Here is a 15,209-nt window from a genome sequence, read left to right on the forward strand (position 1 = left end):
GTGTTACTGCTTTAACCCATTTTTATTTTTGAGGCATTCGTCTGCTCTCTTAAAGTTGCCGAATGCCAAGTTTCTATGTGTGAAAACACAACCTGAGGGGTGAATAAGTTGGCAGGTAAAGTGATTCAAAGTGGCCGACACCGCCAGCGTCGTACGTATTCACGTATTAACGAAGTGCTGGGCCTTCCAAATCTCATCGAGATTCAGCAAAAGTCCTACCAATGGTTCCTTGATGAGGGGCTCCGTGAGATGTTCCAAGACATTTCGCCAATCCAGGACTTCACAGGTAATCTCGTGCTGGAGTTTATCGACTACAGCTTGGGAGAGCCGAAGTACGATGTTGACGAGTCGAAAGAACGTGACGTCACCTATGCGGCGCCTCTGCGTGTGAAGGTACGTTTGTTGAACAAAGAGACGGGAGAAGTGAAGGAACAAGAAGTCTTCATGGGGGATTTCCCGCTCATGACTGAAACGGGAACCTTCATTATTAATGGTGCTGAGCGCGTTATTGTCAGCCAGCTTGTTCGTTCCCCCAGTGTATATTACAACACCAAAGTGGACAAAAACGGCAAGCAGACGTTCACAGCTACTGTGATCCCGAATCGGGGCGCATGGTTGGAGTTGGAGACAGATGCGAAAGACGTTATCTATGTCCGCATCGACCGTACGCGTAAAATCCCGGTAACGGTCCTTTTGCGTGCATTGGGCTTTGGTTCTGACATTGAGATTCTCAACTTGCTGGGTGAAGATGAATACATCAAGAACACGCTGGAAAAAGACAATACGGACTCTACCGAAAAAGCGCTGATCGAGATTTACGAGCGCCTGCGTCCGGGTGAGCCGCCGACAGTTGATAATGCGAAGAGTCTCTTGGTCTCTCGCTTCTTTGATCCAAAGCGCTATGATTTGGCTTCTGTCGGTCGTTACAAAATGAACAAGAAGCTTCATCTGAAGAATCGCCTGTACAATCAGCGTTTGGCAGAGACATTAGTAGATACCGACACCGGTGAAATTTTTGCCGAGGCAGGTCAAATGATTGACCGTCGTATACTGGATCGTATCTTGCCAGCTCTGGAGGGGAACATCGGCGGTATCGATGTTCGTACGCATGGCGGTGTATTGGAAGAGGAAGCGATTCATCTGCAATCCATTAATATTTTCTCTCCGATCGAAGATGGCAAGATCATCAAGATCATCGGAAACGGAAATGTAGATAAATCAGTCAAGCATATTACGCCGGCAGATATCGTTTCGGCGATCAATTATTTCATGAACCTCCTGCATAGCGTTGGTTCCACTGACGACATCGATCACTTGGGTAACCGTCGTCTCCGTTCCGTGGGTGAGCTCTTGCAGAACCAGTTCCGTATCGGTTTGTCCCGTATGGAGCGTGTGGTTCGTGAGCGTATGTCCATCCAGGATCAAAATCAGATTACGCCGCAAGCTCTCATTAACATCCGACCAGTGATTGCGTCACTGAAGGAGTTCTTTGGTAGCTCGCAGTTGTCTCAGTTTATGGACCAAACAAACCCGCTTGCTGAGCTGACTCATAAGCGTCGTCTCTCTGCACTCGGACCTGGTGGTTTGACCCGTGAGCGTGCGGGCTTCGAAGTGCGCGACGTTCACCATTCCCACTATGGCCGTATGTGTCCAATTGAGACGCCAGAGGGTCCAAACATTGGTTTGATCAACTCGCTGTCTTCCTTCGCTCGCATCAACGACTACGGCTTTATCGAAACGCCTCGTCGTAAGGTCGATCCAGAGACAGGCTATGTTCTTACCGATATCAGTTATTTGACAGCTGATGAGGAAGACGTGTTTAACGTGGCGCAGGCGAATCAGCCTCTCGATGAAGTTGGTCGCTTTGTGAACGACATGGTTATTTGCCGCCGTAAAGGTGAAATCTTGAGCGTACCACGTGACAAGGTTGACTTCATGGACGTATCTCCTAAGCAGGTAGTGTCCGTGGCAACCGCGTTGATTCCGTTCCTTGAAAACGATGACGCGAACCGCGCATTGATGGGTTCCAACATGCAGCGGCAGGCCGTTCCGCTTTTGATTCCACAAGCACCGTTTGTCGGTACAGGTATGGAGCATAAAGCAGCGCAAGACTCCGGGGTAGCAATCGTTGCTAAGCATCCGGGTCAGGTAGAGCGTGTAACGGCTCGCGAAATCTGGATTCGTCGTTACAAAGAAATCGACGGCAAGAAAGTCGCTGGCGATATCGATAAGTACAAGATGCACAAATTTATCCGTTCCAACCAAGGTACGTGTATCAACCAACGCCCGATTGTAAGCCGTGGCGACTGGATTGAAAAAGGCGATATCATTGGTGATGGTCCATCCACTGAAAAAGGTGAATTGGCTCTCGGTCGTAACGTGATCGTTGCGTTTATGACATGGGAAGGATACAACTATGAAGATGCGATTCTTCTGAGTGAAAAATTGGTTAAAGATGACGTGTACACGTCTATCCATATTGAAGAATACGAGTCCGAAGCTCGTGACACCAAGCTGGGTCCAGAGGAAATCACACGCGATATTCCAAACGTGGGTGAAGACGCTCTGAAAAACCTGGATGAACGCGGTATTATCCGTGTGGGTGCAGAAATTCAAGATGGCGACATTCTCGTTGGTAAGGTTACACCTAAAGGGGTTACTGAACTGACAGCAGAAGAACGTCTCTTGCATGCGATCTTTGGTGAAAAAGCTCGTGAGGTTCGTGATACGTCTCTGCGCGTACCACATGGTGGTTCCGGTATTATCGTGGATGTTAAAGTCTTTACGCGTGAAAACGGCGACGAGCTGCCTCCAGGCGTAAATCAACTGGTTCGTGTCTACATCGCTCAAAAACGGAAAATTTCCGTGGGTGACAAGATGGCCGGTCGACATGGTAACAAAGGGGTTATTGCCCGGATTATGGCAGAAGAAGACATGCCGTTCCTCCCAGATGGCTCCCCGGTAGAGATCGTTCTCAACCCGCTGGGTGTACCATCGCGGATGAACATCGGTCAGGTACTGGAGACTCACCTTGGTATGGCAGCGAAGCTTCTGGGTATTCACGTGGCAACACCAGTATTTGACGGTGCACGTCAGGCAGAAGTATTCGAGACGTTGGAAGAAGCTGGACTCGATCGCGATGGTAAAACCATCTTGTTCGATGGTCGTACAGGTGAACCGTTTGATCGACGTGTAACCGTCGGTTGCGTATACATGCTGAAACTGGCTCACTTGGTTGATGACAAAATCCATGCCCGTTCCACTGGTCCATACTCTCTCGTTACACAGCAGCCATTGGGTGGTAAAGCTCAATTCGGCGGACAGCGTTTTGGGGAGATGGAGGTTTGGGCACTGGAAGCTTATGGTGCAGCCTACACCTTGCAAGAAATTCTCACTGTCAAATCCGATGACGTCGTAGGTCGTGTGAAAACGTACGAAGCGATTGTCAAAGGTGAAAACGTTCCAGAGCCAGGCGTTCCTGAGTCCTTCAAAGTATTGATTAAGGAGCTGCAAAGCTTGGGTATGGACGTGAAAATCCTTTCCGGAGATGAGCAGGAGATTGAAATGCGAGAAACAGAAGACGAGGATGAAGGTAATAGCGAAAAACTAAACCTCGTACTTGAAGGCGGAAGCTCGAACGAAGAGTAAGATTCCGGTACAAAGGGAGGTAACGCCCTGTGATTGACGTGAATAACTTCGAATATATGAAGATCGGCTTGGCTTCCCCCGATAAGATCCGTTCGTGGTCTTTCGGGGAAGTAAAAAAGCCGGAGACGATCAACTACCGCACACTGAAACCGGAAAAAGACGGCTTGTTCTGCGAACGCATCTTTGGACCGACCAAGGACTGGGAGTGTCATTGCGGTAAATACAAGCGTGTACGTTATAAAGGTGTAGTGTGCGATCGTTGCGGCGTGGAAGTAACCCGCGCCAAAGTACGTCGTGAGCGGATGGGGCACATTGAACTGGCTGCCCCAGTTTCTCACATCTGGTACTTCAAAGGGATTCCAAGCCGTATGGGTTTGGTTCTCGATATGTCCCCGCGTTCCCTGGAAGAAGTCATCTACTTTGCTTCTTACGTGGTAACGGATGCTGGCGATACTCCTCTCGACAAGAAGCAGTTGCTCTCCGAAAAAGAGTACCGCAACTATCGTGAGAAATATGGCCACTCTTTCCAAGCGATGATGGGTGCAGAAGCGATCAAGCGTCTGCTCGCTGAAATTGATCTGGACAAAGACGTGGAAACGTTAAAAGAAGATCTGAAAACGGCACAAGGCCAGCGTCGCAACCGTGCGATCAAGCGTCTGGAAGTGCTCGAGGCATTCCGCAACTCCGGTAACCACCCGGATTGGATGGTTCTTGATGTACTGCCAGTGATCCCGCCAGAGCTGCGTCCGATGGTTCAATTGGATGGTGGACGTTTTGCCACATCCGACTTGAATGACCTGTACCGTCGTGTCATCAACCGGAACAATCGTCTGAAGCGCCTGCTTGAGCTGGGTGCTCCTGACATTATCGTACAAAACGAGAAACGCATGCTGCAGGAAGCAGTAGATGCGCTCATCGACAACGGTCGTCGTGGACGTCCGGTAACAGGTCCAGGTAACCGTCCTCTGAAATCTCTCAGCCACATGCTGAAAGGTAAACAAGGTCGTTTCCGTCAAAACCTGCTCGGTAAGCGTGTTGACTACTCCGGTCGTTCCGTTATCGTTGTAGGACCAAACCTGAAGATGTATCAGTGCGGTTTGCCAAAAGAAATGGCACTTGAGCTCTTCAAGCCGTTCGTGATGAAAGAGCTGGTGGCAAAAGGCCTCGCTCATAACATCAAGAGCGCAAAGCGCAAGGTTGAGCGCGTTCAGCCTGAGGTATGGGATGTACTTGAGGACGTTATCCGCGAGCATCCAGTCCTGTTGAACCGTGCCCCCACCTTGCACCGTCTGGGTATCCAGGCATTTGAACCAGTATTGGTAGAAGGTCGCGCGATCCGTCTGCATCCGCTCGTTTGTACAGCGTACAACGCGGACTTTGACGGTGACCAAATGGCTGTTCACGTTCCGTTGTCCGCAGAGGCACAGGCAGAAGCTCGTATCCTCATGCTGGCAGCACAAAATATCTTGAACCCGAAAGACGGTAAGCCGGTAGTTACGCCATCCCAGGATATGGTGCTTGGTTCTTACTACCTCACGTTGGAGCGGGAAGGCGACAAAGGCGAGGGTACGATTTACCGTGACCCGCATGATGCGATTGCCGCGTACCAGCAAGGCTATATCAGCTTGCATACACGTATCGCTCTGCCTGCGAAGCGCCTGAACAAAACAAGCTTTACTGAGCAGCAAGAGAACGCGCTTCTCGTAACGACTGTAGGGAAAGTCATTTTCAACGAAATTTTCCCTGCTGATCTGCCGTTCATTAATACGCCAACAAAAGCTAACCTGCAATTTATGGTTCCAGACGAATCCTTTATCTTTGATAAAGGTACGAATGTTACTGAATTCATTAAGAATCTCCCTGATCCAGGCGCTGTGAAAAAAGGCTTTCTCGGAACCATTATTTCTGAGTGCTTCCGTCGCTTTGGTACGATGAAAACATCCATGATCCTCGATAAGATCAAGGAATTGGGCTTCACGTACTCGACGAAAGCAGGTATCACCATTGCCGTCGCGGACATCGCGGTACCAGGTAAGAAAAAAGATATCCTCGATGGTGCAGATGAAAAGGTTGCTACCGTCATGACGCAGTTCCGTCGTGGTTTAATTACCGAAGACGAGCGCTATGACCGTGTTATCTCCATCTGGTCCAAAGCCAAGGATGAAGTAACAGAAGTCTTGATGAAGTCGATGGATAAGTTTAACGCAATCTTTATGATGGCAAACTCCGGTGCCCGCGGTAACGTATCCCAGATTACTCAGCTGGCAGGTATGCGCGGTCTGATGGCAAACCCATCCGGTCGAATCATTGAGTTGCCGATTAAATCCAACTTCCGTGAAGGTCTGACCGTTTTGGAGTACTTTATCTCCACGCATGGTGCGCGGAAAGGTCTCGCCGATACGGCACTGCGTACTGCGGACTCGGGTTACCTGACTCGTCGTCTCGTAGACGTTGCCCAAGACGTGATCGTCCGCGAAAGAGATTGCGGTACGGATAAAGGTATTCGTGTTACGGCTATTAAGGATGGTAAGGAAGAGATCGAAAAGCTGTCTGACCGTTTGATCGGCCGTACATGCTTTGAGACTTTGCGCCACCCTGTGACCAAAGAAGTCATTATTGGACGCAATGAGGAGATTTCCGAAGAAGTTGCCGAGTATATCGAAAAAGAAGGCATCACTGAGGTATACATCCGTAACGTACTTGCTTGCCGCACCAGTCATGGTGTCTGCAAATTGTGCTACGGACGCAACCTGGCAACCGGTGCCGAGGTGGAAGTAGGGGAAGCGGTAGGTATTATCGCTGCTCAGTCCATTGGTGAGCCGGGTACCCAGCTGACCATGCGTACGTTCCATACAGGTGGGGTTGCGGGAGATGATATTACCCAAGGTTTGCCGCGTATTCAAGAGTTGTTTGAAGCGCGTAATCCGAAAGGTCAAGCCGTTATCTCCGAGATTGATGGTGAAGTTGTCGATATTCGCGAAGGTAAGGATCGTCGTGAAATCGAAGTTCGTGGTGAAGCGGAAAACAAAGTGTACGCAGCTCCGTACGGCTCTCGCATCAAGGTATCTGTTGGTGTCAAGCTGAATGCGGGGGATGAGCTCACAGAAGGTTCCGTTGACCCGAAAGAAATGCTGAAAGTTCGCGGTATGCGCGGAGTTTCCAACTACATCTTGCAAGAGGTACAAAAAGTTTACCGTATGCAGGGTGTAGAAATTAACGATAAGCACGTAGAAGTAATGATTCGTCAAATGCTTCGCAAGCTGCGTGTTATCGACAGTGGAGACACGGATCTTCTGCCAGGTTCCTATGTGGAAGTTCCGGAATTCGAGCAAGCGAATGCGAAAGTTCTCATTGAAGGAAGAAATCCAGCAGTTGGCCGTCCGGTTCTCTTGGGTATCACGAAAGCATCCCTCGAAACCGACTCCTTCTTGTCGGCAGCGTCCTTCCAGGAGACGACGCGTGTTCTTACCGATGCAGCGATCAAAGGAAAAGTGGACCGCTTGCTAGGTTTGAAAGAGAACGTTATTATCGGTAAGCTGGTTCCAGCTGGTACCGGTATGTCACGTTATCGCAATATTAAAGTGGCAAGTCAGCTTGATTACGAAACAGAGCTTGAGGCAGAGAAAGCGCAGCAAGCAGCTGTTTCAGTAGAGTAATCATAGGAGAAGCGCCCATCACTTACGGTGGGCGCTTTCCTAAATAAAAATATTGTGTGGGACGTTGACAACTAATAGCCCACCTGATATTATATTCAAGTGTGCCTGATATCTGTACTTTGGAGGATATGAAAATCATGTCTTATGAAAAAGTAGAGCGGGCCAAGGAGTTGACGATCGGTATCAAGCAAACGATCAAGGCTGTTGAACACCAACAGGTAGAAGCAGTTTACATCGCTACGGATGCTGATAAGCGTTTGACCCAAAAAGTCGAGCTCCTTTGCAAAGAGAAGGGTGTTCCAGTCATCCACGTAGATTCCATGCGGCGATTAGGCAAAGCGTGCGGAATCGAAGTGGGAGCAGCTACTGCTGCGATTAAGAAAAGTGGTTAATGATGTTTTTGTCTGCTTTTACACGTTGCGTAATCTTGGACAAGAACTTTCTATTTGGCCTAAAAATGACTCACCTGGATCTGTGGTCTTGAAGATTGGGTATTAAGAAGGGAGGTAACATCATGCCTACAATTAACCAATTGGTGCGTAAAGGTCGCGAGGATAAGGTTGTGAAGTCGAAGTCCCCAGCTCTTCAAAAAGGGTACAACAGCTTCAAGAAAAGCCAAACCAACCAAAGCTCTCCTCAAAAACGTGGTGTTTGCACTCGTGTAGGTACCATGACTCCGAAAAAACCAAACTCCGCGTTGCGTAAATACGCTCGTGTGCGTTTGACTAACGGTATCGAGGTAACTGCATACATCGGTGGTATTGGCCACAACCTGCAAGAGCATAGCGTCGTGCTTGTGCGCGGCGGTCGTGTAAAAGACTTGCCAGGGGTACGCTACCATATCGTTCGTGGTGCTCTTGACACTGCTGGTGTGAACAACCGTAAACAAGGTCGTTCCAAATACGGTACTAAGCGTCCGAAGCCAGGTCAAGCAGCTGCTGCAGCGAAAAAGAAATAATGAAAACGCCTTTGAAGTGGCGTGAAGTTATATTGAAAAGAAGGAGGGAATACGATGCCTCGTAAAGGTCCTGTAACCCGTCGTGACGTGCTGCCTGATCCTATTCATAACAGCAAGTTGGTTACTCGTTTGATTAACCGCCTGATGTTGGATGGTAAGCGTGGTGTAGCTCAGAACATTCTCTACAACGCATTTGACATCATTCAGGAGCGCACAGGTCGCAATCCGATGGAAGTGTTTGAAGAAGCACTGAAAAACGTAATGCCAGTACTCGAAGTTAAAGCTCGCCGTGTAGGTGGTGCTAACTATCAAGTACCAATCGAAGTAAAACCAGAGCGCCGTACCACTCTTGGTCTGCGTTGGATGGTTAACTACTCCCGTAACCGTGGAGAGAAAACCATGGAACAACGTCTTGCTAACGAGATCATGGACGCTGCTAACAACACTGGTGCAGCTGTTAAAAAGCGTGAAGACACACACAAGATGGCTGAAGCGAACAAAGCGTTTGCTCACTATCGCTGGTAGGATTTTAAAATGGGTATCCGTTTCGGATACCCGTATATTCTCACACACGAGTTATGGAAGGAGCATACCTAATGGCTCGCGAGTTCTCTCTCTCGAATACGCGTAATATCGGTATCATGGCTCACATCGATGCTGGTAAGACGACTACCACAGAGCGTATTCTGTTCTACACTGGTCGCGTTCACAAAATTGGTGAGACACACGAAGGTGCGGCTACCATGGACTGGATGGAACAAGAACAAGAGCGCGGTATTACGATCACTTCCGCCGCTACTACTGCTCAATGGAAAGGCCATCGTATCAACATCATCGATACGCCTGGTCACGTAGACTTCACTGTAGAAGTGGAGCGCTCCCTGCGCGTTCTTGACGGTGCTGTAACCGTTTTTGATGCAAAGGGTGGTGTAGAACCACAGACTGAAACCGTATGGCGTCAAGCTGACAAATACGGTGTTCCGCGTGTTTGCTACATCAACAAAATGGACATCATCGGTGCTAACTTCGACATGTGCTTGGAGCAAATCCGCACACGTCTTGGAGCTAACCCGGTAGCAGTTCAATACCCAATCGGTGCTGAAGATCAGTTCAAAGGAATGGTTGACCTCATCGAGATGAAGGCAATCCTCTATACTGATGACCTGGGTAAAACATCTGACTCTGTTGAAATCCCTGCTGACCTGAAAGACAAATGCGATGAGCTGCGTCTGGCATTGGTTGAAGCGGCTGCAGAACAAGATGAAGAACTGATGATGAAGTACCTCGAAGGCGAAGAGTTGACTAACGACGAAATTCGTACAGCTCTGCGTAAAGGTACCATCGATGTTAAACTCGTTCCAGTAATGTGCGGTTCTTCTTACCGTAACAAAGGTGTTCAACCTATGCTGGATAACGTAGTAACTTTCCTGCCATCGCCTGTTGACATCCCAGCGATCAAAGGTACATTGCCAGATACCGAAGACGAAGTATCTCGTCCAGCTGACGATAACGGTCCGTTCTCTGCTCTTGCTTTCAAGATCATGACTGACCCTTACGTTGGTCGACTGACTTTCTTCCGTGTGTACTCTGGTGTATTGAATGCTGGTTCTTATGTACTCAACTCTACTAAAGGCAAGCGTGAGCGTGTAGGCCGCATTCTGCAAATGCACGCAAACCACCGCGAAGAGATCCAAACGGTTTACTCCGGTGACATCGCTGCTGCAGTAGGTTTGAAAGATACAACAACTGGTGATACTCTGTGTGATGAAAAGTCTCCGGTTATCCTGGAGTCCATGACATTCCCAGAACCAGTTATCTCTGTTGCGATCGAACCTAAGTCTAAAGCAGACCAAGACAAGATGGGTATTGCCCTCTCTAAATTGGCTGAAGAAGACCCTACGTTCAGAACTCGTACGGATGAAGAAACAGGTCAAACAATCATTTCCGGTATGGGTGAGCTTCACCTGGAAATTATCGTTGACCGTATGAGACGTGAATTCAAAGTGGAAGCGAACGTAGGTGCACCACAAGTTGCTTACCGTGAAACATTCCGTACAGCAGCTAAAGTGGAAGGTAAATTCGTTCGTCAGTCCGGTGGTCGTGGTCAATTCGGTCACGTTTGGGTAGAGTTCGCTCCACTCGAAGCTGGTGCTGGATTCCAGTTTGAAAACAAAATCGTCGGTGGTGTGGTTCCAAGAGAATACATCCCTGCTGTTCAAGCGGGTATCGAAGAATCAATGAAAAATGGTGTTATCGCTGGCTTCCCGCTGGTAGATATCAAAGCTACTATCGTAGACGGTAGCTACCATGACGTTGACTCCTCCGAGATGGCATTTAAAGTAGCAGGTTCCCTCGCTTTGAAGGAAGCTGCGAAAAAATGTGGTGCGGTTCTCCTTGAGCCAATCATGAAAGTAGAAGTAATCATGCCTGAAGAGTACATGGGCGACGTAATGGGTGACCTGAACTCCCGCCGCGGTCGTATCGAAGGTATGGAAGCTCGTGCAAATGCACAAGCAATCCGTGCAATGGTACCACTGTCCGAGATGTTTGGATACTCCACAGTACTGCGTTCCCGTACACAAGGCCGTGGTAACTACTCCATGGAGATTGATCACTACGAAGAGGTACCAAAATTCATCTCCGAAGAGATCATCAAGAAATCCAAGGGCGAATAATCGTCGCTGCTGGCTTTATCTTCAAAGGAGAAAGGTTTACAATAGTAGAGGGATAACCATTAGTAGGGTAAACCTTTTTTCTCTAAATATAACCCTTATCATTTAAGGAGGCTTTTCTCTCATGGCAAAAGCGAAATTTGAGCGGAATAAACCGCACGTAAACATTGGTACTATTGGTCACGTTGACCATGGTAAAACTACCCTGACTGCTGCTATCACTACTGTTTTGGCACAATCAGGTAAAGCACAAGCAATGAACTATGCTTCCATTGACGCTGCTCCAGAAGAAAAAGAGCGCGGTATCACAATCAACACTGCTCACGTTGAGTACGAAACTGAAAACCGTCACTATGCTCACGTTGACTGCCCTGGTCACGCTGACTACGTGAAAAACATGATTACTGGTGCTGCTCAAATGGACGGCGCAATCCTGGTTGTATCCGCAGCTGATGGCCCTATGCCACAAACTCGCGAGCACATCCTGCTCTCCAAACAAGTAGGCGTACCTTACATCGTAGTATTCATGAACAAATGCGACATGGTAGACGATGAAGAGTTGTTGGAACTCGTTGAAATGGAAATCCGTGACCTGTTGTCCCAATACGACTTCCCAGGTGACGATACTCCAGTAATCAAAGGTTCTGCTAAAGAAGCTTTGGACAACCCAACTGGTGACTGGGCTGCAAAAATTGCTGAGTTGATGGACGCTGTTGACAGCTACATCCCAACTCCTGAGCGTGCAACTGACAAACCTTTCTTGATGCCTGTAGAGGATGTTTTCACAATTACTGGTCGTGGTACTGTAGCTACTGGTCGCGTAGAGCGCGGTGTAGTTAAAGTTGGTGACCAAGTAGAAATCATCGGTTTGGCTGAAGAAACTAAAAACACAACTGTAACTGGCGTTGAGATGTTCCGCAAATTGCTGGATTCCGCTCAAGCTGGTGACAACATCGGTGCTCTGTTGCGCGGTGTAGACCGTAATGACATCGAGCGCGGACAATGCTTGGCGAAACCAGGTTCCGTTAAGCCTTACACTAAGTTCAAAGCAGAAGTTTACGTTCTGTCCAAAGAAGAAGGCGGACGTCACACTCCTTTCTTTGCTAACTACCGTCCACAATTCTACTTCCGTACAACTGACGTTACAGGTATCATCCAACTGCCAGAAGGCGTTGAAATGATCATGCCTGGTGACAACACTGAGTTCACTGTAGAACTGATCGCTCCAGTAGCGATGGAACAAGGTACTCGCTTCGCTATCCGCGAAGGTGGCCGTACAGTAGGCGCTGGTGTTGTAGCTTCTATCGAATCCTAATCGATTCTGATATATGTATTAAAAACCCGACAGCATTTGTTGTCGGGTTTTTTGCTGTTTCGTTTTTGAACATCATCGATTTTATGAATGGCTCCCATCAAAATGATTCAATAAGCATTTCCTTAGGATGTGCTACAATACCATCAGGATTGGATGGGGGATACTAGAAAAATGAAAAGTAATGAACGTTTACTGTACTTGATGTTAGCTGGAGTTATTACGCTGTGGGGTTTGAATGTTGTGATGGTCAAATATCTCACCGTATTTCCTCCAATCTATGTAGCAGTAATCAGGATGTCGGTTGCAGGTATTTGTTTAGCGCCAATTGTGTATATGTATCGAAAAAATTTGAGGCTCGGTAAAATAGATTGGCTGCTGTTAGCAGGTGTAGGAGCAAGCTCTATCGCACTTCATCAAATTACTTTGGCTACGGGAGTCCAATACACAACCGCTGGCAATGCATCGCTGATTTTAGCACTAAATCCATTGGCAACGGCTTTGCTTGCGATGATGCTGCTTGGTGAAGGCATGTCGTGGAGAAAAGGTTTGGGGATTGGCGTTGGTTTTGCTGGTGTATTAATCGTTGTCATTTCCCAGCATGGGACGATTCATATGAATGGCTGGGGAGATGCGATCATGTTTTTCTCCATGCTTATGTATGTTACGGGTGGATTGCTCGTACGAAAGCTGGTGGTACGTGGCGTACCTGTTTTATTGATTACAGCTTTATCGCAAATGTTTGGAGTCATCTTTCTTTGGGGAACAGCACTTTCCATGAATCCACTCAGCTTCTATACAGGACTGGACGTATCGACCCTTCAATGGGGCGTCATTTTCGTATCGGGTGCGCTATCTACTGCGCTTGGAACGGTCGGTTGGAATTATGGCATCCGCCAGCTTGGGGCCAGCAGAACGGCTGTCTTTTTAAATGGAATGCCCATGGCGAGCTTGTTGTTCGCAGCTCTGTTTTTAGGCGAGAAACTACAGCTTGTTCACTTGCTCGCATTGCTGATGATTGTTGGAGGCGTATACTTGGGCTCGCGTACGTTGCCGAAGAACGTACAGACAAATACTGCAGCAGCTCCAGAGGTAACAACAAAAGCGTAGGGGAGATCCCTACGCTTCTTCTTTTTGCTCCCATTGATTGACCATATGATGGGCGGTAAGTCGCAGCCGATCGAATATTTGATGTCGTAGCTCGCCTTCAAGTCCGATCTGGTCCATGGCCTGCTTCATACATGCTAGCCAAGCTTCCGCCTGTACAACACCAATAGGAAAACGCATATGCCGGGCACGAAGCATCGGATGCCCATGCTGATCAGTGTACAATGTAGGGCCACCGAGAAACTGGGTTAAAAATTGATATTGCCGCTCTTTTACCTCGGTGAAATCTTGGGGAAACAGAGGAGCAAGATCTGGGTGCTTCGCTACCAAATCATAAAAGCTATCTACAAGACGGGCTAATGTATCAGCCCCGCCAATCATTTCATAGGGAGTGCGAATGGCTTCAGACATAACGTCTAGCCTCCTTTATAGGGATGTTCCATACTTAGTATAACGTGTTTCTTCTATTATATATAGAAGTCCGATGAAACTGGCAGGGAATCCCGCTTGCCTTTCGTCGGGGAAATCAGTATCATAGTCTAGGTGAGCCTATGGATTTTGCTTGCTTGTACAAAAAATATGTGGGTACCTAAAGAAATGACTTGCGTTGCCCATTTATTTTTAGTACAATATTGAATGTTGGTCATGGACTTGCGATGATGTGGGAGGTTGCTGACACACCCGGGCCCTTTGCCATGACCGGGGTGCAGGATATTTCCACGGAGAAATGTCTATTTAGAAAAATGGGCGAAAAAGGAGGGACTTAAATGGCAAAGCAAAAGATTCGTATTCGTTTGAAGGCGTATGATCACAAAATCCTCGATCAGTCCGCAGAAAAAATTGTAGAGACTGCTAAGCGTTCCGGAGCAAATGTATCCGGTCCAATCCCGCTTCCTACGGAGAAAGCAGTTTACACAATCCTGCGTGCGGTTCATAAGTACAAAGATTCTCGTGAGCAATTCGAGATGCGTACACATAAACGTTTGATCGATATCTTGAATCCAACACCACAAACTGTAGATGCTCTGATGCGTCTTGATCTGCCGTCTGGTGTGGACATCGAGATCAAGCTCTAAGGTCCCAAAAGCGATACACGCGCAGACGTTGTCTTGATAAGCGTGTTATACCAAGCATCAAACCCTTGAATAGCACCCCTGCGCATCGATGGGGACTTGATACAACATAAAACGTTTTACTGAAATAAGCACAGGAGGTGGCACAAATGACCAAAGGAATCTTAGGGAAAAAACTTGGAATGACTCAAGTTTTTGGTCCAAACGGAACAGCGATTGCTGTAACGGTCATCGAGGCTGGTTCTAACGTAGTTCTCCAAAAGAAAGATCTGGAGAATGACGGTTACGAAGCAATTCAAATCGGCTTTGAAGACAAAAAGGCACAGCGCGCTAACAAGCCGGAAAAAGGCCATGCAGCAAAAGCTAACACTGCTCCTAAGCGCTTCGTTCGCGAAATTCGCGGAGTTAACCTCGGTGAGTTTGAGGTAGGTCAAGAGTTGAAAGCTGACATTTTTGCTGAGGGAGATATCATTGACGTAGCTGGCGTAACCAAGGGTAAAGGTTTCCAAGGTTCGATCAAACGTCACAATCAATCCCGCGGTCCTATGGCTCACGGTTCGCGCTACCATCGTGGCCCAGGTTCTCTGGGTGCTGTCGACGCTGGTCGCGTATTCAAAGGCCAAAGCTTGCCAGGTCAAATGGGTGGCGATAACGTAACCATTCAAAACCTGGAAGTGGTAAAAGTAGTGGCAGAACGTAATCTGATTCTCGTAAAAGGCTCCGTGCCTGGTCCGAAAAACGGTTGCGTACTGGTTACCACGGCAGTCAAGAAGAACTAGTAAG

At 48.0% G+C, this 15,209-nt stretch carries 11 protein-coding genes; 10 read left to right on the forward strand and 1 reads right to left on the reverse strand.

Annotated features, from left to right (window positions below; all coding sequences use genetic code 11):
- The first annotated feature begins 108 nt into the window (after positions 1 to 108).
- The 8 genes from rpoB to ADS79_RS30320 all read left to right on the forward strand — a co-directional run bounded on the left by rpoB (position 109) and on the right by ADS79_RS30320 (position 13,356).
- Entirely contained in the window at positions 109 to 3,648 is a 3,540-nt protein-coding gene (rpoB, locus tag ADS79_RS30285; RefSeq protein WP_049742221.1) for a DNA-directed RNA polymerase subunit beta, read from the forward strand.
- Positions 3,649 to 3,677: 29 nt separating this feature from the next.
- The gene (rpoC, locus tag ADS79_RS30290) at positions 3,678 to 7,304 is read left to right on the forward strand and encodes a DNA-directed RNA polymerase subunit beta' (protein WP_049742222.1); all 3,627 of its coding nucleotides are present in this window, start codon (positions 3,678 to 3,680) and stop codon (positions 7,302 to 7,304) included.
- Between the two features lie 137 nt (positions 7,305 to 7,441).
- A complete protein-coding gene (locus ADS79_RS30295; protein WP_049742223.1) occupies positions 7,442 to 7,696 on the forward strand; it encodes a 50S ribosomal protein L7ae-like protein in 255 nt (84 codons plus the stop codon).
- 122 nt (positions 7,697 to 7,818) lie between these two features.
- Entirely contained in the window at positions 7,819 to 8,262 is a 444-nt protein-coding gene (gene rpsL / locus ADS79_RS30300; RefSeq protein ID WP_005828873.1) for a 30S ribosomal protein S12, read from the forward strand.
- Positions 8,263 to 8,316: 54 nt separating this feature from the next.
- The gene (gene rpsG / locus ADS79_RS30305; RefSeq protein ID WP_007716226.1) at positions 8,317 to 8,787 is read left to right on the forward strand and encodes a 30S ribosomal protein S7; all 471 of its coding nucleotides are present in this window, start codon (positions 8,317 to 8,319) and stop codon (positions 8,785 to 8,787) included.
- Between the two features lie 71 nt (positions 8,788 to 8,858).
- On the forward strand, positions 8,859 to 10,937 hold the full coding sequence (gene fusA, locus ADS79_RS30310) for an elongation factor G (RefSeq protein WP_049742224.1): 2,079 nt from the start codon (positions 8,859 to 8,861) through the stop codon (positions 10,935 to 10,937).
- Between the two features lie 121 nt (positions 10,938 to 11,058).
- Complete coding sequence (gene tuf / locus ADS79_RS30315; protein ID WP_049742225.1) at positions 11,059 to 12,249, forward strand: elongation factor Tu; 1,191 nt, start codon at positions 11,059 to 11,061, stop codon at positions 12,247 to 12,249.
- 171 nt (positions 12,250 to 12,420) lie between these two features.
- Complete coding sequence (locus ADS79_RS30320) at positions 12,421 to 13,356, forward strand: DMT family transporter (RefSeq protein WP_049742226.1); 936 nt, start codon at positions 12,421 to 12,423, stop codon at positions 13,354 to 13,356.
- Between the two features lie 9 nt (positions 13,357 to 13,365).
- Here the strand turns inward: ADS79_RS30320 and ADS79_RS30325 are convergent, their stop codons facing one another.
- Positions 13,366 to 13,764 carry a globin domain-containing protein gene (locus ADS79_RS30325; protein WP_049742227.1) on the reverse strand — a complete coding sequence of 133 codons (399 nt, stop codon included), beginning with the start codon at positions 13,762 to 13,764 and terminating at the stop codon, positions 13,366 to 13,368.
- A 356-nt stretch (positions 13,765 to 14,120) separates the two neighbouring features.
- Between ADS79_RS30325 and rpsJ the strand changes: the two genes are divergently transcribed.
- Together rpsJ and rplC are read left to right on the forward strand one after the other, a co-directional pair.
- A complete protein-coding gene (rpsJ, locus tag ADS79_RS30330) occupies positions 14,121 to 14,429 on the forward strand; it encodes a 30S ribosomal protein S10 (protein WP_003333796.1) in 309 nt (102 codons plus the stop codon).
- Between the two features lie 146 nt (positions 14,430 to 14,575).
- On the forward strand, positions 14,576 to 15,205 hold the full coding sequence (rplC, locus tag ADS79_RS30335; protein ID WP_049742228.1) for a 50S ribosomal protein L3: 630 nt from the start codon (positions 14,576 to 14,578) through the stop codon (positions 15,203 to 15,205).
- The last annotated feature ends 4 nt before the right edge of the window (positions 15,206 to 15,209 follow it).

This window comes from Brevibacillus reuszeri, from assembly GCF_001187725.1.
GTDB lineage: Bacteria > Bacillota > Bacilli > Brevibacillales > Brevibacillaceae > Brevibacillus > Brevibacillus reuszeri.